This window comes from Methylovorus glucosotrophus, from assembly GCF_009858335.1.
Lineage (GTDB): Bacteria > Pseudomonadota > Gammaproteobacteria > Burkholderiales > Methylophilaceae > Methylovorus > Methylovorus glucosotrophus.
In genome coordinates this window covers 1,162,419-1,186,304 of sequence record NZ_VMSE01000001.1, presented here as the reverse complement: position 1 = coordinate 1,186,304, position 23,886 = coordinate 1,162,419, and the positions used below count along the sequence as shown (strand labels likewise).

Genomic DNA, 23,886 nt, shown 5'->3' with positions numbered 1-23,886 from the left:
GAGATAAATCAGGCACGAATGCCGTGTTTTTCCATGCGATAGCGCATTGCCATGCGGGTAATCCCCAACTGGCGCGCCGCTTCGGAAATATTGAAATGGGTTTGTTCCAGCGTTTTTTCGATCATAAGCTTTTCAGCAGCATCCAGCGTCATGCGGGTAGCCGCCGCCACATCCTCTGTCGCTGTCGTCGTCAGCTTGACGTTTGCCACCAGTTCCACGGGCAACGCCACATCCTGTAGCCTGATTTGAGCGGTCTTGCTAAGCAACACCGCCCGGCTGATCTGATGCCGCAGCTCGCGCACATTGCCAGGCCAGCGATAGCGCATCAGCATCTCGGTCACTTCCGGCGAAAATACGCGCTTTTCCAGGCCATACCGGCGCTCGGTCTGCGTCGCAAAATGCTGGGCAAGCAGAAGAACATCACCACCGCGGTCGCGCAACGGCGGCATATTGAGGGATAACACATTCAGGCGATAAAACAGGTCGGAACGAAAGCGACCGTCAATCACCATTTGCTGCAAGTCTCGATTGGTAGCGGCAATAAAGCGCGCCATCACCGGGCGCTCCTTGGTAGAGCCTATGCGGCGCACCACGCGCCGCTCCAGCACATTCAAGAGCTTGGCTTGCAGGGTCAATGGCAGCTCGCCGATTTCATCCAGAAACAGCGTGCCATCTTCGGCCGCTTCAATCAGGCCGCAGCGCGCATTCTGCGCACTGGTGAATGCGCCCTTCTCATGACCAAACAACTCGTTTTCGATCAGTTCGCTCGGCAGGGATGCACAATCCACATGCACAAACGGACGATCACTATTTTTGCAGGACTGGTGTAGCAGGCGTGCCACCACGTCCTTTCCGGTTCCGGTCTCGCCGGAAATCAGGATGGTAGGCGGAGCAGCCTCAACTGACACCAATTGGGCAATGCGCTCCACCTGTGTTCGGATAGCTTGTATGGGGGCACTTTCCCCCAGCATTTCAATATTTTCAGTTTCGTGGGAATTGCGCTGGCGCGAGTAGTCCAGCTGGCGTTTGAGGTTGGTCGCGTTTTCCGCTTTCTCTATCGCCAAGAGTAATTCTTCAAGGTCTACCGGTTTTTTAATGTAATCGGTCGCCCCTTGCTTCATGGCATTGACGGCATCCATCACATCGCCATGGGCGGTGAGCACAATCACGGCTACACCTTTTGCCACCAGATCAGAGAGCAGCTCCAATCCGTTTCCATCTGGCAATCGCATATCCAGCAATGCCAGATCGGGTGCAAACTGCCGTGCCAATGCACGGCCGTCTGCAATCGATTCTGCATGCTCGCACTCGTAGCCCGCCTTTTGCAGGCGTTTGGCTACGGCACGAGCAAATACTGCTTCATCTTCAACAAGCAAGATACGCATCCTGGGTTTCACATTTGCATGATGTGCAGCCGATTCTTCCATGATGGTTGCTTGCATGTGGGTTAGCGCTTAGTTAGCATCCGCAACGCTAGGCTTGGCACCGCCAAATTCCCAGCGCACACCGATCCAGCCGGCACGAGGAGAACCAGGAGCACGCAGGCTTGCACGGTCATCATCACCATTCAAGTAAGCACCGTTAGCACCAAAGAAGGTTTCGCCGATCATGCCGCCACTGCTGTACTCCTTGTCAAAGAGGTTGTTGACTTTTGCAAACACACTCCAGCCTTTGCCAACGTTATAGCGGGTATCCAAGTTAACCACTGTATAGCCGCCCAACTTTGCGCCATCGCCAGTGTCTTTGTTGTTTTCATTACCACGAGCATATTGATCGGAGAACAAGAAAACATTAGTACCGACAACCCACTTGGGTGTAATAGCGTACTGACCACGGAATTTGATCTGATGCGATGGGATACCAACCATGCGATCACCCTTTTTCACGCGAATGCCTTCAACATCATTGCCATCGGAATCCTGGCCAATGACCTCACTCGAACTATTCACTTCGTTCACCAATGTGAAATCGCTTTCGTAAGTGGCCTTGATGTAGCTATACCCAATACGCCAGTCAAATGCACCGATAGATCCATTCAGACCTGCATCCAAACCCATACGACGAGTTTTCCCAACGTTATCAAAATACCCCATGCCATTAGATGCACTGGCATAGATAAACTGGATATCATCGGTATTTTGTGCGCGGTAGATACTGCTATACCAATGCACATCTTTAGTCAGGTTTCCACGCATACCAGCCTCATATGTCTTGGCAACCACTTGTTTGAGTGGTGGATCACCCGCCATGGCATTTGGCAACTTGCATGGTTGCTCAGGATTTGCACAGCCCAACTCAATAGCAGTTGGTGCACGGCTACCTTCAGTGTAAGAACCATAAACGGTCAGATCACGTGTAGGTGTGAAATTCAGACCAATTGCAGGGTTGATACGATTGAAACTATGATCGCCAGACAAGGACTCATCACCCGTTGGGATCAGCTTGTCTGTGTTTTCCACCTTGGTATGGTTGTAACGGGCAGAACCAGTCAGATGCCAGAACTCATTCAGCGATAGAGTATCGGTCGCGAATACGCTCCAGGTTTTGGTCTTGCCGGTCAGGTTCACAGCGGCTTCATCCGAGAACAGACCCAGGCCAGTTACCGAACGGGAATCTGTCAAGTCGCCATATTCAGTGGATTGGGTGAAACGCGTTTTACTATAGTCATAGCCCATACCGACGATGAACTGGTTCTTCTTTTGCAGCCAGTCCTGATTGAAGGTCAGCTGCGTAGTGAAACCGTAGCTGTTCTTCTTGGATGTGCTGCGATTCAAAGCACCAGCACATGAAGATTCAGCATCCTCAGCATCTCCACCAGCAACGCATGAACCATCGCCAAACTCTGCATCACCATTACCATCACCAGTTGCGACAACATCATCATTACCATCACCATTCAAGGTCTTGGTCTTGGCATGACGATAATAGACATTACCGCTCAGCATCACATCATCATTGAACCAGTGCGCGCCGTTCAAATTCAGCATGGACATGGTGTTTTTGGTCTGGTCAGGACGCGTCAGGATAGTCTCGCGACCCAGCGTGCGCAGCATGCTGTTAGGCGTAAGACCGTTACCGATCATGTCGTTATCAGCACCGGTGTAGCTGAGGTTGATCTGGGTGGTTTCATTCTGCCAGCCCACCTTGCCAAATACCTGGCGAACATCGGTGGGGGAATATTTACGCCAGCCATCTTCAGTGAAGGAGTTGGCGGAGAAGAAGTAATCCACCGAACCATCCTTGGAAACACCGCCGTATTCGGCAGAGGCTGCCTTGCGGCCCCAGGAGCCGGTGTAGGCTTCCACGGCACCGCCAGGGTTGGTACGACCGCTCTTGGTCTGGATGGAAATGGCACCGCCCAGGGTATTCAAACCAAACAAGGGATTGGAACCAGGGATCAGCGACATGCCCTGGATGGCATTCATCGGGATCAGATCCCAGCTGACAACATCACCGAAAGGCTCATTCACACGCACGCCATCAACAAATACAGACATACCTTGCGGCGTGCCGAGCAATGGCGATGCGGAGTAACCACGGAAGTTGATATCAGGCTGGAAAGGATTGTTCTGGGTGTCATTGACGTTTACACCGGCCAAGTTCTGGTTCATGTAGTCGGCAATGGTCAGGCTGCCCTGATTGCGCATATCTTCGCCCTTGACGACCTGGATATTCGCAGGCACTTGCTCAAGAGGCAAACCGATAGACTGCAAAGGTGTCGTGCTGACAACTTCCAGCTTTTTAACTTTGAGGGTATCGGCCTTCTGCTCTTCGGCAGATTGCGTCGTTGTTTCTGCCACCGCAAAATGCGGAACAGCTAACAAACTGGCCACTATCACCGCTCCCGCGTTGAGGCGGAATCTGGTTGTTTGATTCATGGTCTCTCCACTAATTTCCACTGTTAAAAACGTTAGCTGCTACACAAGTTTCATGCCAGTGAACGAGAGAGAGAGATAAGCCTTTAATACTAAACATGGAAATAAAATTTCAGCGCATATGACATGGTTGCATTCTACAACCAAATTGGTTGTATACAACCACCACATTGGCTGCATACAACCAATTACAACCACCTCGGTGGTCAGGTGCTATGCAGAATTTCGCGCGGTGAAAAACGCAAAAAGCGCCGGAGCACCCACCAGGACGCCATCGGGATCAATACCATCGCCAGGACTATCGTCAGGATGCTGGTCTGCCAGTTAAAGCTGAAAGGAATATTCAGCACCTGCTGACTGATATAAAACGCCAGCCCATTGGCGATCAGGCTGGCCACCAGCGCTGCCATCAAGCCGACGGCGAGATACTCGACCCATACACTTTGCCGGATCTGTCTGGTCGAGGCGCCGAGGACCCGCAACAGGGTCGCCTCCTTCACTCGCTCGCGCCGGGTCGCCACCAGCGCCGCATAGAGCACAATCAAGCCAGCCAATACGCTAAAGCCAAAAATGTATTGCAAGGCACTCGTCATCTTGTTGATGATCGCCTGCACCTGCTCCAGCACCGCCGCGACATCAATCACCGTCAGGTTGGTGAACTGCTGCACCAGGCGATTGAGCATGTTTTCCCGGTTACGCGGCACATGCAGACTGGTCAGATAATTGGCGGGCATGGCATCCAGCACACCGGGCGGTGTCAGGGCAAAGAAATTCGCCCGCATGGTATCCCACTCCACCTTGCGCAGGCTGCTGACCGTCAGTTCCAGCGGTTGCCCGGCGACGTCATAGCTCAGATGATCGCCCAGCTTCACATGCAACATATCGGCGATGCCCTGCTCCAGCGAAAGCAACGGTTGGCCCGCCTGATCTGGCGTCCACCACTGCCCTGCCAGCAAGCGATTGTCGTCTTGCATGTCCGCAGCCCAGGATAAATTGAACTCGCGCTCGGCCAGCCGCTTGGCGCGCTCATCCTTATAGCTGGCAATGTCCAGCGGCTTGCCGTTAATCGCGGTCAGGCGCGCCCTCACCATGGGGTGCAGCTCTGGCGTCGGCAGGCCTTCCTGTTTAAAAAATGCCTTGATCGCGTCCAGCTGATCCGCCTGGATGTTAATGACAAACCGGTTAGGCGCATCCGGCGGCAGGGAAGATTGCCAGTTATGCAGCAAATCGCCGCGTATCAGGGCGAGCAACATGAGCGCCGCCATGCCCAGGCTGAAACCCAGCACCTGTGCCATGAAGAGTCGGGGCCGACGCCGTATGGCAGCAAGCCCCAGTTGCACGGCCCCCGATTGCTGTTGCGGCAAGGCCAGCAGCAAGCGCCGCAACAAGCGGGTTAAAGCGAGCACGGCAATGATCAAGGCAGAGAAACCACCAATCGCGGCCAGGGCCAATTTGATATCCCCAGCATGCCAGGCAATCAGCCCAAATGCCAGCAACACGCTGGGCGTGTATTGCCAGACCGCAGACCATGATGGCAAGGCAATATCCTGCCGCAAAATATGCAAGGCCGGCACGTTGCGCAAACGCAGCAGGCTGGGCCACATTACGGCCAGCAAGGTCGCAAAGCCAACAATAAATCCGGCGAGTGCGGGTTGCCAGCTCGGGGCCGGCAAAGTCTCGACAAACAGTTTACCCGCCAGCCAGCCCAGGCCCAGTTGCCCAACAAACCCGAGCAGGCTGCCGAGCGCACTGCCGATCACCGCCAGCATCAGCGTCTGTAATAAAAGAATTCGCGAGATGAGCTTGCCGGAGGCGCCAAAGCAACGCATCAGCGCATAGCTATCCTGACTGCTCTGCACATAGGGCATGGCCGCCAGAAACATCGCCACCATCGCCAATACCACGCTCACCATGGCGGCCAACCCGAGAAATTGCTGGGTTTTCTCCAGGGCATTGCGGATTTCCGGCCGGGCTGTCGCCAGATCCTGCAAACGTTCGCCGCGGGCCAGCAGCGGCTGCGCCCAGTCGGTATAGCTTTTCATGGCACCAGCATCGGCTGCCAGCAGCAGCTGGTATTTCACCCGGCTGCCAAACTGGATCAAACCTGTCGCCTGCACATCCGCCGCGTTCATCATCACCCTGGGGGCAAAGCTGAACATATCGCCGCCACGCGATGCCTCGCTATAAAGAATAGCGCTCACTTTGAAACGACTATTGCCGAGCTCCAGGCTATCCCCTTCTTGCAATTGCAGGCTATTCGCCAGGCGGGGTTCTATCCACACCGTACCTGGCGCGGGAATCGTTTGTGCCTCATGCGCAGTTCCGCCGTTCTGCTGGATCATCAGCGCGCCACGTAAAGGAAAGCCCTCCCCCAGCGCCTTGATTTCACTAAGCTGGCTGCGCTCGCCGCTCAGGACCATGCTGGGGAATTCCAGCGTATGGCTGATCTGTATATTGGACTGCCTGGCTTCTTCAGCAAAGCGCGGTGGAATGGGATGATCCGCCACAATAACGGCATCGGCACCCAGCAGCATGGCGCCTTGGCGCGCCAGCGTGGATTGAATGCGGTCTGTAAAAAATCCGACGGAGGTGGTAGCGGCCACCGCCATCACCAGGGCGAGCAACAGCACCCGGATTTCGCCTGCGGCCCACTGGCTGCGCAGCTGACGCCAGGCCAGGTTGAATGCCAGACTCATGCCACACCTTCCAGCTCAACGATACGGCCCTGCTGCAGGCTCAGCACGCGGCCGCAGCGATTCGCCAGCTTGAGATCATGCGTCACCAGTACCAGCGTGGTGCCGGATTCGGCATTGAGCGCGAACAAGAGCTCGATGATGTTTTCGCCAGTGGCAGCATCCAGATTGCCTGTGGGCTCATCGGCGAACAGGATGGCAGGCCGCGGCGCAAATGCCCGTGCGATGGCGACGCGCTGCTGCTCACCTCCGGAAAGATGACGTGGGTAATGCGAGAGGCGATGCGCCAGCCCGACACGTTCCAGCGCAGCCATGGCCTGCGATTTGGCATCGTCACGCCCCGCCAGTTGCAAGGGCAGCATGACATTTTCCAGCGCCGTCAGCGTAGGCAAGAGTTGAAACGACTGAAACACAAAGCCCATGCTGCGTGCTCGCAGGGCCGCGCGTCCATCTTCATCCAGCGGTGCGATATCCTGCCCCTGGATCAGCACTTTCCCCTGCGTGGGGTTGTCCAACCCGGCGAGCAAGCCCAGCAAGGTGGACTTGCCGGAACCGGAACTGCCGACAATGGCAATCCGCTCCCCTGCTGCAATCGCCAGATCCAGTCCACTCAGGATGACCAGCGGGTTACCATTACTGTTAACATGTTTATCGAGTTTTACTGCTTCAACTGCCAAAGGTTTCTGCATGATTTTCCGTTTACTGATCATTACGTTTTTTTCGTGTTGCACCGCGCTCACCGCCATGGCGGCCGCGCCATCCAGCAATTCTGCACCTGTCATTCTGGTGTTCGGCGACAGCCTGTCGGCTGGCTATGGTATTCCGCGTGAATCGGGCTGGGTCAGCCTGCTGCAGCAGCGTTTGCAACAACGCGGGCTGCCGCATCGTGTCGTCAATGCCAGCATCAGCGGCGAAACCACCAGCGGTGGCCTGAGCCGCATCGCCGAGGCCGTGCGTACGCATCAGCCCTCGCTGGTGCTGGTGGAGCTGGGGGCGAATGACGGCCTGCGTGGCCTTCCCGTTGAGCAGATGCAGCAAAACCTCAACAAGATCATCGCCACCAACGAGGCTGCCAAGGCCAGGACCATCCTGATCGGCATGATGATTCCCCCCAACTATGGCCCTCGTTATACGCAATCGTTCAATGGCAGCTTCCGCGAGTTGGCAGAAGCGCACAAATTGCCGCTGGTGCCCTTTCTGCTGGAAGGCGTGGCAGGCAATGCCAGCCTGAATCAGGACGATGGGCTGCACCCACGTGCCGAAGCCCAGGAGCGATTGCTGGATAACGTATGGAAGGTGCTGGCACCTGCACTGAAAATCGCGCCTTAACTCTGCTGTTTCAAGGGGCTGCCGCTCCAGCGTATCAGCAGCCCTTCCTCATGCGACTCCGCCTGCAAATGGCTTGCCATGCCGATACCCGGCACCCAGATCAACACATCATCAGCAAACACCAGCGGTAACTGCTCGCGCTGCCAGGGTGGCATCTCAGCCTCCTGCAGCCAATGCTTGAGCGACCGGCTTGGTCGATTGGCATAGGGCTTGAAATACTCACCGCCTTGCCGGTGGCGAATATGAAGGCGTTTCCCGGCAAGGCGTTCAAGTGCCAATCCGGCACCCCGCTGTTGTTCAAACTTGAGCTGGCTACCGTCAGGCAAGGCGACCACAGGCTGTTGATCCCAGACGATATCCAGATCGGCAGACTTGCGTTGGGCTACCACATAGGCATGTCCACGATACCGCCGCAGCCACAAGCCCTGTTCGCCATCCAGCAGCAAGGCGAGTTTGGCATCGTCTGCGGCCGTTAGCAGTTGCCGCAGCATTTCCTGCAGATGCTCGCGGTGCGGCAGGTAACGCAAGCGCGACGATAACCACCAGCGCAGCAGATTGCGCGCGCGCGCCTCGCCCAGTGCCTGCAAGCGGGCCACATTCAAAGCATCCCCACGCTGGGCATCTGCAGCATCCAGCTGTGCCAGCGCCATCTGCAGGCTCTCGGCTTCAGCCGCATGCAGCGCACTGCGCGCGAGCGCCTTGCCTGCGCCAGGGAATCGCTGCTCCAGCAGCGGCAACACTTGCTGGCGACAAAAATTACGGTCGTAATGGGTATCGTGATTGCTTTCATCTTCTACCCATTCCAGCTGATGCTGCGCGGCATACTCAGCCAGCTGCGCGCGTGAAATATCCAGCAAAGGGCGCAGCAGACCTTGCTGAGCATCATAACTCGCCATGGCGGCAAGGCCGCGCATACCTGCGCCGCGCAGCAGTTGCAGCATGACGGTTTCTGCCTGGTCATCCAGATGATGGGCCAGTACCACATAATCGGCGTGGGCCGCCCGCATGGCTTCATAGCGCAGATGCCGTGCAGCGGCCTCCAGCCCCTGCCCGCTATCGCGCGGCACCTGCACATGCACGACCTGCAAGGGGATAGCATGGCTGGCGCACAGGCGCTGACAATGCTCTGCCCACTCATCGGCATGCGGACTCAAGCCATGATGCACATGCATGGCGGAAAGCCGGATGCCGGGGTTATTGGGTAGCGTCGCCAGCAGGTGCAGCAAAACGCAGGAATCCAGCCCGCCGCTCAGCGCGACGAGCAAATGGCCTTCAATATGGTGTTGGGTAATGAATTGCTGCAGATGTTGCTGCAAGCGGGAGGAATGAAGCGCCCCGGCAGAACCCGGGGCGGCAGAATGTGACATCGACGGAGGCGGCGACTTGTCTATTTGACAGTAACTTCCTTGAATTCGCCGTAGCTCATCAGGCGCTCATACCGGATCGTCAGCAACTGATCGACAGGCACGGCCTGCAAGCGCAGCAGCTCTTCGGCAATGGCACGACGCAGATTCTGCATCATGACTTCCGGGTTGCGGTGGGCGCCGCCCATAGGCTCGCTAACGATACGATCCACCAGACCGGCTGTTTTCAGACGAGTGGCGGTAATGCCCAAAGTTTCCGCGGCCACCGATGCCTTGTCGGCACTCTTCCACAGAATGGAAGCGCAACCCTCAGGCGAGATCACGGAGTAAGTGGAGTATTGCAGCATCATGAGATGATCGACCACGCCCAGTGCCAACGCACCGCCAGAGCCACCCTCACCGATAATCACGCCAATGATCGGGGTCTTCAGTTCGGCCATGACGAACAGGTTCCGGGCAATCGCTTCAGACTGGCCGCGCTCTTCCGCACCAATGCCAGGATAAGCACCCGGGGTATCAATCAGGGTAATAATCGGCAGGCCAAATTTCTCGGCTAGGCGATAAAGACGCAGTGCTTTGCGATAGCCTTCAGGGCGTGGCATGCCAAAGTTGCGGTATTGACGTTCTTTTACATCCCGGCCTTTTTGATGGCCGATCACGACCACGGGCTGACCTTCAAACCGTGCCAGGCCACCGACAATCGCAGGGTCATCGGCAAAGGCACGGTCGCCGTGCAATTCTTCAAAATCGGTAAACATACCCTGAATGTAATCCAGGGTGTAAGGACGCTGCGGATGGCGTGCCACTTGGGAAATCTGCCAGGCATTGAGCTTGCTGTAGATTTCCTTGGTAAGGGTCTGGTTTTTTTGCTGCAAGCGGTCAATTTCTTCCGAAATATCCAGCGCAGAGTCATCCTGAACGTAACGCAGCTCTTCGATCTTGCCTTCCAGCTCGGCGATCGGCTGCTCAAATTCCAGGAAACTCGTTTTCATATCTTTGGCCATGCAAACTCTACCGTTTTCTAAACTGGTTTAATTATAAAGGATTTTAACATTATCTTCGCTTAACCAGCCCTTAAGATTGCTTAACAGCTCGTCATGCAATTCCACCCGCCACTGCTCGCCCAGCATGAGCTCCACGCGGGCACTGCCGTTGTGATATTCGATCTTCACGGCGCAATGGCGGCGGTCTTCTTCGCCACCCTGCCGGCAATACGGCGCGAGAATCTCGCGCAGGCGTCCGGCATCGGCCTGACCATTGCACGAAATCTTGAGCAGGCTGGCATTGGCACTGCGGGCCGCCGCCAGATCGTAGACCTTGCGGGCATTGACGCGCAAGCCACCGGAGAAATCATCATTGCTGACGCGCCCTTCCACAATCACCAGCGCATCTTCCTTCAACAGATGCTGGCTCTGGTTGAGCAGCTCATTGCCCACCACGATTTCTATGCGCGATGTCGCATCATCCAGCGTCACAATCGCCATTTTGCCGCGCTGCGTCATGCGGATGCGTATGCCCATGACCACACCCGCCAGCAGCTGCGGCTGATCCTGCGGCTTGAGATTGCCCAGCGTGGTACGGACAAATGTCGCCAGCTCGCGCTTGTAACCTTCATACGGGTGACCGCTGAAATAGAAACCCAGGGCTGATTTTTCCTGCTGCAGCTTTTCCTGCTCGCTCCAGGCATTCACCTTGGGCAGGGTGTGCGCCACGCTATCGGACATTTCACCGAACAGGCTATTCTGCCCGCTGGCCGCCCCACTCTGCTCTGCCGCGCTGATGGCAAGGCTGACGCCAGCCAGCAAGGCCGCGCGGTTGGGTTCCAGCTTGTCGAATGCGCCTGCGCGTATCAGCGACTCGATCACACGGCGATTGACCTTGCGCAGATCCAGACGGCGACAGAAATCGAACAGGTCCTTGAATGGCCCCTCGGCTTCGCGTACAGCGAGGATCACCTCAATCGCTGCCCAGCCGGTGCCTTTAACGGCGCCCAAGCCATACAGCACCTGCTTGTCGCTAATAGGCTTGAAGCGGAACTCACTCTGGTTGATATCTGGCGCCAGCACTTCCACGCCATTTGCCGCGCAATCATCGTAAAAGATGTGCACGCTGTCGGTGTTGTTCATGTCCGCCGACATGGTGGCCGCGAGGAACGCGGCCGGGTAATGCGCCTTGAGGTAAGCCGTGTGGTACGCCACCAGGGCGTAAGCTGCCGCGTGTGACTTGTTGAAGCCGTAGCTGGCGAACTTTTCCATCAGGTCAAACAGCTCGGCCGCCTGCTTTTCCGGCGTGCCGTTCTTCACCGCACCTTCAACGAAAACGGCACGCTGCGCGTCCATTTCCTCTTTTTTCTTTTTACCCATGGCGCGGCGCAGCAAGTCGGCGCCGCCGAGGCTGTACCCCGCCACCACTTGGGCAATCTGCATCACCTGCTCCTGATAGACCATGATGCCGTAGGTTTCTTTCAGGATGGGCTCCGTAGCCGGGTGCGGATACTCCACACGCTGCTGCCCATGCTTGCGGCGGCAGAAATCGGGGATCAGGTCCATCGGGCCCGGACGATACAGCGCCACCAGGGCGATAATGTCCTCAAAGCAGTCCGGCTTGGCCTGCTTCAGCATGTCTTTCATGCCGCGCGATTCCAGCTGGAACACCGCCGTGGTATTGGCAGATTTCAACAGCTGGTAGGTCGGCTTGTCGTTGATCGGCAAGGTCTCAAAATCGAGCGGCGGCAGCTCCTTGAGCGCGCGCTGGGCATTGGCATTTTCCAGCGCCATTGCCAGAATGGTCAGCGTGCGCAAGCCCAGAAAATCGAACTTCACCAGGCCAACGGCTTCCACGTCATCCTTGTCGTACTGGCTAACCAGGCTTTCGCCATTCTGCTGGCAATAGATAGGCGAAAAATCCGAAATCTTGCCGGGCGAGATCAGCACCCCGCCAGCGTGCATGCCGATATTGCGGGTCAGGCCTTCCAGCCTGAGCGCCAGCTCCAGCAACTCGTTGACTTCTTCTTCCTGCTCGCGCCGCTCCTTGAGTTGCGGCTCTTTTTCCAGCGCATCGGACAAGGTAATGCCAAGCTCATTCGGAATCAGCTTGGCAATGCCATCCACAAAGTTGAACGGCAGGTCCAGCACACGGCCCACGTCGCGGATCACGGCCTTGGCGGCCATGGTCCCGAAGGTGGCGATTTGCGATACCGATGCCAGGCCGTATTTATGCTTCACATAATCAATGACGCGATCGCGGCCTTCCTGACAGAAGTCGATATCGAAGTCGGGCATGGAAACCCGCTCAGGATTCAGGAAACGCTCAAACAGCAAGGCGTATTGCAGCGGATCCAGATCGGTAATGCCCAGGCTGTAAGCCACCACCGAGCCCGCACCGGAACCCCGGCCCGGCCCCACTGGCACGCCATTATTCTTGGCCCAGTTGATAAAGTCGGCCACGATAAGGAAATAACCGGGGAAGCCCATCTGGATGATGATATTGGTCTCGAACTCCAGGCGGGTGAGGTAGACAGGCCGCTTGGCATCGCGCACGGCCTCGTCCGGATACAACACCTGCAGGCGCTTCTCCAGCCCCAGCTTGGCCTGCACTACCAGGTATTCGTCCAGGCTTTCGCCATTCGGCGTCGGGAATTGCGGCAGATAGTTTTTGCCCAGCGTCAGCGTCAAATTGCAACGCTTGGCGATTTCCACGCTATTGGCCAGCGCCTGTGGCACATCGGCGAACAGCGCTGCCATCTCGGCCTGGGTCTTGAAAAACTGCTCGGGCGTGAAATGCTTGGGGCGACGGTTATCGGCCAGCACATAACCTTCGGCAATGCAGACGCGGGCCTCGTGTGCCTTGAAGTCATCCGCCTGCATGAACTGCACGGGATGTGTTGCCACCACCGGCAGATCCAGCTCACCAGCAAGCGCCAGGGCGCGGCTGATGTAAAACTCCTGCTGGGCATGGCCTGCGCGTTGCAGCTCGATGTAAAAACGGTTGGGGAATAACGCTGCCCATTGCTGGGCCAGGGCCAAGGCCGCCTGCTGGTTACCCTGCAATATCGCCTGCCCAACATCGCCCGCCATGGCGCCAGACAGCATGATCAGACCTTCGCCTCCGGCTTCTACCAGCCACTGGCGCTTGATTTCGGCGCGGCCGCGATGCTGGTTTTCCAGATAGGCACGGCTCAGCAATTCACATAACTTGAGATACCCTGCGTGCGTCTGGCACAGCAGCAGCAATCGATAAGGCTGATCGCGGTTGGTTTCATTTTCCAGCCACAGATCGCAGCCGAGCACGGGCTTGAGGCCTTTGCCGCGGGCGGATTTGTAAAACTTGACGGCACCAAAGAGATTGCTGAGATCGGTCAGCGCCAGCGCTGGCATGCGGTCAGCGGCGGCCGCCTTGACGTAGTCGCCAATGCGCACCGTGCCATCCACCACGGAGTATTCACTGTGGCAACGCAGGTGTATGAAAGTGGGTTGTGACATGGGGTCAATTTTACCCGATTCGGGGCGCTTTTTCCGCCCTGGGCATGCACAAAAAGCGAGAGATCCGACTTGACTTTGCGCCGCTTTGCGGGGGCGCGGGAGGCCAGCTTGGCGCAAAGCAGCAAGCCATCGCGAACCGGGCAGCGCGCGGCTGCCCTCGAGCACCGTTCCGTTACTGAGCGTCCAGCAGGGCTTTCACTTGCGCCAGCAACTCGTCATCCTGCACGGGTTTGCCAAGATAGGCATTCACGCCTAATTCGCGCGCAAGGCTGCGGTGCTTCTCTGCCGTGCGCGAGCTGATGATCAACAGCGGAATATTGGCAGTGCGGCTATCGCCACGGATATTGCGCACCAGTTCAAAGCCATCCATGCGCGGCATTTCAATATCGCTCAGGATCAGGTCGGGCAGGCTGTCCTGCAAGAGTTGCAGCGCATCCATGCCATCCTTGGCGACCACCACGCGATAGCCTTCGCGCTCCAGCAGACGGCTCAACACCTTGCGCATGGTCAGCGAGTCATCCACCACCATGATCTCGGGCGCACGTGGCGGCACGGTGTCCACATTGACCACCTGCACGCTGCCCACCGCCAGCGCTTCACGGTTGGCAAGCTGCACCGGATTGATGAAGAGCACGATATTGCCATCGCCCATCACACTGGCTCCGGCCATGCCCGGCACCCGCGCCAGCTGCGGGCCTATCGGCTTCATGACCACTTCGACATTGCCCAGCACTTCGTCCACATGCAGCGCAATGTGGTAACTGCCGCTGCGCAGCAAAATCACCGGCGTATAGCGCTGGTCCTGCGGCTGTGTCGCGCTGTCGCCAATCAGTTGCGCGAGGTAATACAGCCCGTACGACTGATCAGCCCAGTTAAGCTGCCCTTCGGCCCTGGCTTGAGCCAGCGCATCGGGTTTCAGTTTCTGCACTTGCTCCACCATCACCGCAGGCAAGGCGAAGACATGCTGACCGGCACGCACCATCACCACCTGCGCCACTGATAGCGTCACCGGCAGGTAAATGCTGAACGTAGCCCCCTGCCCGGCCTGATTGGCGATATCAATACGCCCACCCAGACCGGTAATATCGCTGCGCACGGAATCCAGCCCCACGCCACGGCCGGCAATCTGCGTGACATTATCGGCCGTGGAGAATCCAGGCTCGAATATCACCGCCAGCAAGGTCGCATCGCTAAGCTTTTGATCCGCCACCAGTAAACCGCGCTCTATGGCTTTTTGCCGCACCTGCGCCAGCGGAATGCCCGCGCCATCGTCGGTCACGGTGAGGGTGATTTCATCGTTTTCACTCTTGACCTGCAAGCGTATGGTGCCCGTCTCGGGCTTGCCGGTCGCCCGGCGCTCCGCCACGGACTCCAGGCCATGCGCAACCGCATTGCGCAAGAGGTGCTCCAGCGGCGCCCCTATCTTGTCCAGCACGGTTCGGTCAATCTGTACCGTTTCGCCCTCAATCAGCAATTCGGCGGGCTTGCCCAGCGTACGGGCTGTCTGCCGCACAATGCGTTGCAGCCGCTCGCTGATCATGGAAAACGGCACCATGCGCACATCCATGAGGCCATATTGCAGCTCACGGTTCATGCGCGCCTGCTGCTGCAGGGCAGATTCGGTCTCGCCCAGATTGCCGAGCAGGCCATGCTGGATGGTGGAAACGTCGTTCACGCTTTCCGCCATCATGCGGGTCAGTTCCTGCAGGCGGGTAAAGCGGTCAAACTCCAGCGGATCAAAGGTTTCGCTGGTTTCCTGCAGATGCGCCATGCGCGACTGCATCTGGCTCTCGGCCTCGATTTCCATTTCACGCAACTGATTGCGCAAACGTGCCACGCTCTCGGTCAGATCCTGCGAGTATTGCTTGAATGCCAGCATCTCGCGCTCCATGCGCGAACGGGCGATACTGATTTCCCCGGCTTCGTTGATCAGCCTGTCCAGCACATCGCCACGCAAGCGCAGGTATTGCGCCTGACGCTCGGCAGGCATGCCGGGGGCCACGGGAGGCGCATCGGCCGCCACCGGACCTTGTTCAGCGGCTTCCAGCAGACTGCCGATCTGGTCCAGATCATTGAACAAATGCTCAAAGTCCAGCGCCTGCCCATCCTGCTTGCGGGCACGCACGATGGTGTCTTCCATATCGTGCACCACATCGGCCAAAGCCATCTGGCCTGCCATGCGGGCACTGCCCTTCAGGGTGTGCAGCGCGCGCTGCAGCTCTTCCGGATGCTCATGGGCCTCAGGTGCATGACGCCAGGCGCGCAATTCGGAACCGATGCGCGGCACCAGCTCATGCGCTTCGATCATGAAGATGCCATGCAATTCGCTCTCGATGGATAGCTCTGGCTCTGGCTCTGGCTCTGGCTCTGGCTCTGGCTCTGGCTCTGGCTCTGGCTCTGGCTCTGGCTCTGGCTCTGGCTCTGGCTCTGGCTCTGGCTCTGGCTCTGGCTCTGGCTCTGGCTCTGGCTCTGGCTCTGGCTCTGGCTCTGGCTCTGGCTCTGGCTCTGGCTCTGGCTCTGGCTCTGGCTCTGGCTCTGGCCCGAAATCAATATCCTTGAAGAGTTCGATTACTTTAGCCGCTGCACTCATCGCGTCAGCGGACGGGCCAGAGTCCGACTGATCCTCAGTCGTACTTTCCTCCGGCGCCTCTTCAACTTCTGGTTCTTCTTCTGCAAGCTCTTCTGTATCCAGCGCTTCGTCGTCTGCCGTCGCATCGGAAGGCAATGCCTCCGTCTCAATGTCATCAGCGACGGCCTGCATCTCGGTGTCGACGTCCTCGACCGCCTCAGCTGGCATATCGACTGCCACGTCCGCATCGGCTTCAGTTGGAGCATTAGCCGCTTCAACGGCTTCGCGCAGGGCGGCGAGCAAGCCCATGTTCTGGCGTGGCTGGCGGAACTGGCCTGCCTTGCGCAGCATATCGGCCAATACCGATACCACGTTGTCGGCCAGCTTGCGTTGTTGCGGCGTCCATTCGGCGCCTTGCACATCCAGCCAATGCTCCAGCGCACGGGCGAGATCGGCAATGGCTTTGAAGCCTGCGGTGCCGGCATTGCTGGCTAGCGTATGGGCGGCGCGGCGGCTCGCTTCGGGCGGGGCTTCGTCCTTGTCCTTCAGGCCGTCGACCCAGGCCTTGAGCATGGCGAGATGCTGATTGGCCTCGCCCATGAAAATATCAAACAGCGCACGGCTAAGCTTGCGGGTGCCGCCAATAATGACTTCGGCTGCGCTGCTGAGGCCGGGCTGGCTGGCGCATTCGTCTTCGAGTTCAGCGGCCTGGGCAAGCCAGGGGGCAGGGTCTATGGTGACTTCAGCGCTCTGGCGCAGGGTATCGGCCCATCCGGCAAAGGCACTGGCAGCGGATTGGGTAAACGCCAGCTGATTGGGGCTGGGCACCACGCGGCTATCGATCACGCGATTCAGCAGTTTTTCCACTGCCCAGCCGACTTCACCCAGATTCACCAGACCTATGGTGCGGCCACTGCCTTTCAGCGTATGAAAGCCGCGCCGCAAATCCACCATGGCGCGACGGTCGGTGGCATTGACGCGCAGGGCTTGCTGCTGCTGCGCAATGCTGGCGAGCACTTCTTCCGATTCGGTCAGGAATACATCCAGCAACTCGGCATCGTGGGCGCGATCCGGCACCAGCGCAGGCTCGGGTTCAGGCGTTTCTTCTTCCTGTGCGGCGCTGGCAGCGGCTTCATTAGCGGCGGCGAAGCTTTCCTGCAGCGTGGGCACATGGTCTTCCACCAGCGCATGCAGGTCTTCTTCCGCGTCGTCCGCCAGGGCATCGGGCGACATCTGGGCCTGCAGCATTTCCAGCGCTACGCGCATGGCGGTCTCGGCCTCGGGGCGCAAACGCGGAAAGCCGCTGACATAAAAATCCATGGCGCTCAGCGCTTCGGCCAGCGCCTCGAAAATGCCGGTAGAAGGTGCCACCGCATCATGCTGCAAGCTTTCGAGGGTCGCCTCGGTAAAGCGCGACAAGGTGGCGGGCAGCGTGAGATCCAGCAAATCAAAGGCGCCGGTAATCTGGGTCAACAGTGGCTGGCATTGCAGCACGGCATCGCGCTGGTCCGGTTTGCGGAAATAGCCATCCAGCAAGGGCTCAATGGTTTCCAGCACCTGGTGGATATGCTTGCCCATGGTCGCCAGCAAGTCCGCTGACAGCGGCGTTCCGCTGAGATCGGCGCCAGGCGTGGGCTGACGCCCTTCTGCCAGCTCCTGCAGGCGGGCAGCCTGCTGATGCTGGCGCTGGATCAGCGCATCGCTCAAGTCCACATAATGATTGAAGGTCTCTTCCAGCAGGGCCAGGGTGGAGGCGACCTCCAGCATGGCCGAATTGCTGACCACGTCCGCGCCTGCCAGGACGCGCATATTCATGCGCTGCAAGGCTTGCAGCATGGTATTCAGGCTGTCGTAACGAAAGGTCTGCTTGACCAGGCTATCACGCAGCTGAATGCTGAACTGCTCCAGCAGAGCCTTGAATTTGTATTCCTCATAGGCGGCCCAGGCATCCTGCAGGGCACGCAGCAAGGCCAGCATGCGCTTGGCGAGCTCGCGGTCTTCGCTCTCGACCTTGACATCCTGCGGCGTGCGCGGCGGCTCGGGCAGATAAGCCTGCAGCTCAAAGGCCGTCTGCACCTGCTGCAGGGCGTCGGTCTCGGCCGGGCTGATGGCGATGAAATACAGGAGGTCACGCAGCAGATTGCCACTGGCGCGGGTAGCGCCGTCATACAGACTGCGCAGTTGCTGGTCTATGCGGCGGCAGAGCTTCTTGATGCTGGCATTGGCCGCATGCTCGGGTTGCTGCAGGATATCGACAAACACACTGGCGACCCACCACAGCGTTTTCTGCCCCCCCTGCTTTTGTACCTGCTGCACTTGCTGCAATGCGGCACGCAGGATGTCCTGGCCTTCGGCGCCTTGCGATTTCAGCCAGATCAGCAGGCCTTTCTGGAATGCAGAGCGCTGCTCGGCCAGAAAACCAGCCAGCGCCTCATCAGGCAATGCTTGCGTGGGCAAATCACGCGGGGCACGCACATCGGTATCCGGGAAAAACAGTTCACTCTCTTCGGCTTCTTCACCATGCAGGGCCTGCAGGGCAGCAAAGGCGGGAAATAACAGCAGGGGCCGATCCGACGCCCCATCCACCAGCGCCTGCAGATAACGACTCAGGGCCTGGACGCCGTTTATCATGGCCTCCAGTGCCGCTGGGCTCATGGCAATCTCGCCCTTTTGCAGGGCCGCGGCTACATATTCGATCTCGGCACAGAAGCGTTTGCAGCCCTCCAGCCCGACCATGTCGAGCGCACCGCTCACCTGGTAAAGATGGGTTTGCGAAAACTTCAGGCTGGCGGCGTCTTCCGGGGTTTGCTGCAGGGTGGCCAGATTCTCCAGCACGCTTTTCAGCGCCTGGTCTATCTCACCCTTGACCCAGTTAAGGGGCCCTATGTCGAAATCGTCAACCACGGCTAGCTCCTGTGCGGCTTTACCATCAGGACAACTTGAAGCCGGCCACCGAGGCGCGGAGTTCTTCGGCCAGCGTGGCAAGCTGTTCGACCGATTGCGCGGTCAGCTTGGTGCCCTCCGTGGTTTGCGAGGTGATGTTCTGAATCTTCTGCATGTTGCGGCTGACGGTAGAGGCCACTTCGGTCTGCGCCACCGTCGCTTCGGAAATCGCCTGGATCAGGCGCGCCAGATTGGTACTCACCGTTTCAATTTCATTCAGGGCCTGACCGGCAGCATCCGACAGGCGCGCGCCATCGACCACACCCTCAGTGCTTTTCTCCATCGCCACCACGGCACTGTTGGTATCGGTCTGAATGGTTTTCACAATCGCGCTGATCTGCTTGGTCGCTTCTGATGAACGCTCGGCCAGTCGCTGCACTTCTTCTGCCACCACGGTAAAGCCACGACCAGCTTCACCGGCGGAGGCCGCCTGAATCGCGGCATTCAGCGCCAGAATATTGGTCTGCTCGGTAATGTCGGAAATCAGCTCCACGATTTCGCTAATTTCCTGCGAGCTTTCACCCAGGCGCTTGATGCGCTTGGAGGTTTCCTGAATCTGCGTGCGGATTTCATTCATGCCGGAGATGGTGTTCTGCACCGCCTTCGCACCCTGGGTGGCCGCTTGCAGCGAGCGTTGCGCCACTTGCGAGGCCTGACCGGCGTTGCTGGACACATGCAGGATGGAACGCGTCATGTTGTTGATAGCGTCACTGGTTTCGCCAATCTGCTTGGACTGCTCCTCAGTCGCTTTCAACAGGTAATCGGAGGTGGTACGGGTTTGCGCCGTCGCCTGGTTCACCTGCTCGGTCGCGCGGTTGATCTCGGCTACCAGGTCACGCAGGCTGTCGATGGTGTAGTTGATGGAATCGGCAATGGCGCCAGTGATGTTTTCCGAGACTTGCGCCTTGACCGTGAGATCACCGTCGGCCAGATCGCCCATTTCATCCAGCAAGTGCAGAATGGCTTCCTGGTTGCCGAGGTTGGTCTGTTCGATATCCAGGAACTGGCGGCGCGCCGACAGCACCTGGCGATAGCCCACCACAATCAGCATCAGCAAGGCCAGCAGCCCGGATAACACGGAGAGAATCAGAAACAGGTTGGCGCGACCCTGCTGCTTGTATTGATCCACCATGCGGCGGGCGGTGGCGACGATCTCATCACTGGTGTTGACGATGCTGATAAGCTGGGCCTTGTTGGCTTCATCCGCCAACACATCGGGGCTCAGCGTTTTAAGCGAATTGTGCAGCTGCTGCCAGGAAGCCTCCAGCTTGTTGAGGGCGGGAACCACTTCCTGCCCGCGGAACAGCGTGTCAGCTTCCAGCTTGCGCATCTGCTTGAGGTCGCTCTCCACACTGCCCATGACATTCACCAGACGCACGCTGGCCGCTTCACGGCTATGCGTGGCCAGCACGGCATCGCGCGCAGCCTGCTGCACAAACACCTGAACATCGCCCGAGAGGATGGAAAAACGGTTATCGCGCTCGACCTGGGTGATGTTGAACAGCAGATTGAGCAAGGCCACGGCAGCGGCGATCAGGAAAAATACCAGCAAGGTCTTGGGAATGCCCGAGGCCGAGCTGTCTCCCTGCCCTGTCAATGCGGACTTCACCCCGGAGCGCAAGCGCGCCAGCAGTGACGGTGTGTTTCCCTTTTTTGCTGCATTCAATGCCATATCACCCCTTTGTATGTTGCGGCCTCAAGCCTGGTAGGGCTCAAGGTAAATTCTGTACCACCTGTCTGTCACTGGCTCCGCCTGACCCGGGCTCCCGTTGCGTTGGGCAAGCGACCGGAATATCAGCGAAGACTAGGCAGCCACCTGCATGAATTCGCTGCCCGTCAGCAAGCCTTCCAGCGCGAGCACTTGCCAGACCTGGCCATGCTCATCCTTGTAATGCTCACCGTGAGTATCAGGCTCGCCTGGCTCAGGCGTCTGCACAGTCATGCTTTCCAGCGTACGCAGCCCCACCAGACGGTCAATCAGCAAGGCGGCGTTCACCTGATAACGTTCGTGTACCAGCAAGATGCGGCTTTGCGCGGTCATCGAAGTAAATGGCCCACCCATAAAGGCAGCCAGATCGGTAATGCCGTAAAGATTGCCGCGTACATTGGCCATGCCCAGAAACCAGCTACGCGTCAGCGGCACCGGGCTGATGTCCGGCACTGGCAGCACTTCGCTGATATCGCGCAGGTTGATCAGCCAATGTTGTCCGCCGACTTCCACCCCCAGGCGCGAGCTGCTGGTGCTGCCTGCGTTGGCCGTCACCTCTTGCAGGCGGGCCAGAATATCCTGCTGGTATTCGTGCAGGTTAAGTCTGGCCATTTTCCAGAGCCCGTATCTTGTTCAGCAATTCGTCCAGCTGCACTGGCTTGATGGCGCAATCCTTGGCGCCCTGACGCAAGGCCCACAGGCGATCGGTGGCTTGCTCCTTGCCGGTGCACATGATGACAGGGATATGCGCCGTGAGCGGGTTTTTTGAGAGTGCGCGCGTAGCCTGAAAGCCATTGAGGCCCGGCATCACCACATCCATCAGCACCAGATCGGGCGCTTCGGCCGCGACTTTTTCCAGGCATTCTTCGCCATTCTCGGCGGTCATCACGGTAAAGCCGGCATCCACCAGCAATTCCGTCAGATAAAAACGATCGGTAAAGGAATCATCCACGACCAGAATCTTTTGAATCGCCATGCCTATTCCTCGTCCGTTTCCACGCGGGCGTGATTGGTCACCGCATGCAGCAGCGACTCTTGGGTAAAGGGCTTGGTTAGGTATTGGTCTGAGCCCGCCATGCGGCCGCGAGCGCGGTCAAACAGGCCATCCTTGCTGGATAGCATGACCACGGGTGTAGCTTTGTAGCGCGGGTTGCGCTTGATCAGGGTGCAGGTCTGGTAGCCATCGAGCCGCGGCATCATGATGTCGACGAAAATGAGGTCAGGATGATAGTTGGCAATCTTGGACAAGGCTTCAAAGCCATCTTCGGCCAGAATCACTTCGCAGCCGGACTGCTTGAGAAAAAGCTCGGCACTACGGCGTATGGTATTGCTGTCATCGATCACCATGACTTTCACGCCCGCTAAACTGGTTTCCCCCACCTGCATCCCCTTTTATTGTGTAGTGCACTTTTGCCGTGCACGGCGGGAGGCCATGCACTCACATCATTCTATCCAGAATTCACGATGGTGCAAGACTCGTGCTGACGCAGCCGGTCACATTCTGTTGTCATTCCAGTGTCAAACAGGTTAAATATCGCAAGCTTGCAGTCATCATGGCTGCGCCGCATCCATCAAGATGAAAGACCTCTCACAGAAGGAGGCTCACGGGAAGGGAACAATGCAGATACGACAGGAATCACTGACCGCCAAAATGACGCTGAAAGAGCTGGCGGCGAATCCCCCGCTACTCACGGCCGACCTGGTATTGGTATTTGGCTCGGTGCGCCGCTTCAGTGAAAGCAAGCTGCAAAATATCCTGCGTGACCGCTACCCCGCCGCCCAGATCGTCGGCTGCACAACGTCCGGCGAGATACATGGCAGCGGCGTCTTTGACGATAGCCTGCAGATCACCGCCATCCAGTGGAATAAAACCGAGCAACGTGTCGTGCACACCCGCATGAACAATATGCAAAGCTCGTTTGAAGTCGCCACCAATCTCGCCAGGCAACTGCAAACCCCGGCTCTGCGCACCGTGCTGCTGTTCTCCGATGGCTTGCATGTCAATGGCTCCGAATTGCTGCAAGGCTTTCAGAGCGTGCTGGGCGATATCCCGATTGTAGGCGGCATGGCAGGTGATAACGCCGCCTTTGAAAGTACCCTGCAAATCTGCAACAGCGTCATTTCCGATAATCTGGTGATTGCAGTGGGCCTCTATGGCGATAGCCTGATTACCGCCAGTGGCGCACTCGGTGGCTGGAAGCCTTACGGCCCGCCACGCAAGATCACCAAATCCGAAAAAAACGTGGTGTACGAAATGGACGGCAAACCTGCATTGCCGCTCTACCGCATGTACATCGGCGAACATTACGCCAAAGGCCTGCCTGGCACCGGCCTCAAGTTCCCCTTTGCCATTGTCGAGGAAGGCAAGCGCGAGGTGGAAAAAATCCGCACACTGCTTGCCATAGATACAGCGCGCAACAGCCTGACTTTTGCCGGCAATGTGGAAGAAGGCGAAATCGTGCGCCTGTGCCAGACCAATCACGACCGCCTGGTGGAAGGTGCCAGCGAAGCCGCCCGGCTGGTCACCGGTAACCTGCAATCGCTCAACAATACCCAGCCGGGGCTGGCCCTTTGCGTGAGCTGTGTAGGCCGCAAGGGCGTGATGAACGAGCAGACCGCGGACGAGATCGCAGCCATCAAAACCATCCTCGGGCCACAAACCACCCTCACCGGCTTTTATTCCTATGGTGAATTTGCCCCGCGCCCCAACACCTCGGACAGCGTGCTGCACAACCAGACCATGACCATAGGCTACCTCAGCGAGAATTTATCGTCCTGATGGTGGTCACTGCTGGTGTATCATCTTTCATCCGCCCTTCACGCAAGGGCGATACAGTGCAAGAAAGCGTGGGCTGAACGCACTTCCGGAAAATCCATGAGCAGCCATCCTGCAACGGCATGACACCCGGGTGTAAGCATCAGTT

The 23,886-nt window shown here is 58.0% G+C and carries 14 protein-coding genes; 2 read left to right on the top strand and 12 right to left on the bottom strand.

Translation table 11 applies throughout. From position 1 onward, the window contains the following. Positions 1-8 precede the first annotated feature (8 nt). The 4 genes from FNL37_RS05545 to FNL37_RS05530 all read right to left on the bottom strand — a co-directional run bounded on the left by FNL37_RS05545 (position 9) and on the right by FNL37_RS05530 (position 7,257). Positions 9-1,427, bottom strand: coding sequence for a sigma-54-dependent transcriptional regulator (locus FNL37_RS05545; protein ID WP_013442518.1), 1,419 nt, complete (start codon positions 1,425-1,427; stop codon positions 9-11). A gap of 27 nt (positions 1,428-1,454) precedes the next feature. Continuing rightward, positions 1,455-3,878 (bottom strand): TonB-dependent receptor, encoded by a 2,424-nt coding sequence (locus FNL37_RS05540; protein WP_159355411.1) that lies wholly within the window; start codon positions 3,876-3,878, stop codon positions 1,455-1,457. Between the two features lie 203 nt (positions 3,879-4,081). Then, positions 4,082-6,571 carry an ABC transporter permease gene (locus tag FNL37_RS05535; RefSeq protein WP_159355409.1) on the bottom strand — a complete coding sequence of 830 codons (2,490 nt, stop codon included), beginning with the start codon at positions 6,569-6,571 and terminating at the stop codon, positions 4,082-4,084. Further along, positions 6,568-7,257 carry an ABC transporter ATP-binding protein gene (locus FNL37_RS05530; RefSeq protein ID WP_159355408.1) on the bottom strand — a complete coding sequence of 230 codons (690 nt, stop codon included), beginning with the start codon at positions 7,255-7,257 and terminating at the stop codon, positions 6,568-6,570. The genes FNL37_RS05535 and FNL37_RS05530 overlap by 4 nt, the downstream gene beginning before the upstream one ends. On the opposite strand from FNL37_RS05530, the gene FNL37_RS05525 reads away from it, so the two are divergent. Then, on the top strand, positions 7,256-7,897 hold the full coding sequence (locus FNL37_RS05525; protein WP_159355407.1) for an arylesterase: 642 nt from the start codon (positions 7,256-7,258) through the stop codon (positions 7,895-7,897). The two genes, FNL37_RS05530 and FNL37_RS05525, sit on opposite strands and share 2 nt — an antisense overlap. On the opposite strand, the gene tilS is transcribed toward FNL37_RS05525, so the two are convergent. The 8 genes from tilS to FNL37_RS05485 form a co-directional block, all read right to left on the bottom strand. Beyond that, on the bottom strand, positions 7,894-9,264 hold the full coding sequence (gene tilS, locus FNL37_RS05520) for a tRNA lysidine(34) synthetase TilS (RefSeq protein WP_159355405.1): 1,371 nt from the start codon (positions 9,262-9,264) through the stop codon (positions 7,894-7,896). The genes FNL37_RS05525 and tilS overlap by 4 nt on opposite strands. A 20-nt stretch (positions 9,265-9,284) precedes the next feature. Beyond that, a complete protein-coding gene (locus tag FNL37_RS05515) occupies positions 9,285-10,253 on the bottom strand; it encodes an acetyl-CoA carboxylase carboxyltransferase subunit alpha (protein ID WP_170291269.1) in 969 nt (322 codons plus the stop codon). Positions 10,254-10,292: 39 nt separating this feature from the next. Beyond that, positions 10,293-13,742, bottom strand: coding sequence for a DNA polymerase III subunit alpha (dnaE, locus tag FNL37_RS05510; RefSeq protein WP_159355402.1), 3,450 nt, complete (start codon positions 13,740-13,742; stop codon positions 10,293-10,295). A 172-nt stretch (positions 13,743-13,914) separates the two neighbouring features. Continuing rightward, positions 13,915-19,215 (bottom strand): hybrid sensor histidine kinase/response regulator, encoded by a 5,301-nt coding sequence (locus tag FNL37_RS05505; protein WP_159355400.1) that lies wholly within the window; start codon positions 19,213-19,215, stop codon positions 13,915-13,917. A gap of 25 nt (positions 19,216-19,240) precedes the next feature. Further along, positions 19,241-20,926 (bottom strand): methyl-accepting chemotaxis protein, encoded by a 1,686-nt coding sequence (locus FNL37_RS05500; RefSeq protein ID WP_015830395.1) that lies wholly within the window; start codon positions 20,924-20,926, stop codon positions 19,241-19,243. Between the two features lie 132 nt (positions 20,927-21,058). Further along, the gene (locus FNL37_RS05495) at positions 21,059-21,574 is read right to left on the bottom strand and encodes a chemotaxis protein CheW (RefSeq protein WP_015830396.1); all 516 of its coding nucleotides are present in this window, start codon (positions 21,572-21,574) and stop codon (positions 21,059-21,061) included. Then, positions 21,561-21,938 (bottom strand): response regulator, encoded by a 378-nt coding sequence (locus FNL37_RS05490; protein WP_013442529.1) that lies wholly within the window; start codon positions 21,936-21,938, stop codon positions 21,561-21,563. Before FNL37_RS05490 ends, FNL37_RS05495 begins: the two co-directional genes overlap by 14 nt. 2 nt (positions 21,939-21,940) lie before the next feature. Next, the gene (locus FNL37_RS05485) at positions 21,941-22,348 is read right to left on the bottom strand and encodes a response regulator (protein WP_159355399.1); all 408 of its coding nucleotides are present in this window, start codon (positions 22,346-22,348) and stop codon (positions 21,941-21,943) included. Between the two features lie 232 nt (positions 22,349-22,580). On the opposite strand from FNL37_RS05485, the gene FNL37_RS05480 reads away from it, so the two are divergent. Further along, positions 22,581-23,741 carry an FIST signal transduction protein gene (locus FNL37_RS05480; RefSeq protein WP_015830397.1) on the top strand — a complete coding sequence of 387 codons (1,161 nt, stop codon included), beginning with the start codon at positions 22,581-22,583 and terminating at the stop codon, positions 23,739-23,741. Positions 23,742-23,886 lie beyond the last annotated feature (145 nt).

Excerpts from the sequence above, each read along its gene's own strand:
- FNL37_RS05545 (WP_013442518.1), bottom strand. The coding sequence starts at position 1,427 with ATGGAAGAATCGGCTGCACATCATGCAAATGTGAAACCCAGGATGCGT.
- FNL37_RS05540 (WP_159355411.1), bottom strand. The coding sequence starts at position 3,878 with ATGAATCAAACAACCAGATTCCGCCTCAACGCGGGAGCGGTGATAGTG.
- FNL37_RS05535 (WP_159355409.1), bottom strand. The coding sequence starts at position 6,571 with ATGAGTCTGGCATTCAACCTGGCCTGGCGTCAGCTGCGCAGCCAGTGG.
- FNL37_RS05525 (WP_159355407.1), top strand. The coding sequence starts at position 7,256 with ATGATTTTCCGTTTACTGATCATTACGTTTTTTTCGTGTTGCACCGCG.
- FNL37_RS05530 (WP_159355408.1), bottom strand. The coding sequence starts at position 7,257 with ATGCAGAAACCTTTGGCAGTTGAAGCAGTAAAACTCGATAAACATGTT.
- tilS (WP_159355405.1), bottom strand. The coding sequence starts at position 9,264 with ATGTCACATTCTGCCGCCCCGGGTTCTGCCGGGGCGCTTCATTCCTCC.
- FNL37_RS05515 (WP_170291269.1), bottom strand. The coding sequence starts at position 10,253 with ATGAAAACGAGTTTCCTGGAATTTGAGCAGCCGATCGCCGAGCTGGAA.
- dnaE (WP_159355402.1), bottom strand. The coding sequence starts at position 13,742 with ATGTCACAACCCACTTTCATACACCTGCGTTGCCACAGTGAATACTCC.
- FNL37_RS05500 (WP_015830395.1), bottom strand. The coding sequence starts at position 20,926 with ATGGCATTGAATGCAGCAAAAAAGGGAAACACACCGTCACTGCTGGCG.
- FNL37_RS05495 (WP_015830396.1), bottom strand. The coding sequence starts at position 21,574 with ATGGCCAGACTTAACCTGCACGAATACCAGCAGGATATTCTGGCCCGC.
- FNL37_RS05490 (WP_013442529.1), bottom strand. The coding sequence starts at position 21,938 with ATGGCGATTCAAAAGATTCTGGTCGTGGATGATTCCTTTACCGATCGT.
- FNL37_RS05485 (WP_159355399.1), bottom strand. The coding sequence starts at position 22,348 with ATGCAGGTGGGGGAAACCAGTTTAGCGGGCGTGAAAGTCATGGTGATC.
- FNL37_RS05480 (WP_015830397.1), top strand. The coding sequence starts at position 22,581 with ATGCAGATACGACAGGAATCACTGACCGCCAAAATGACGCTGAAAGAG.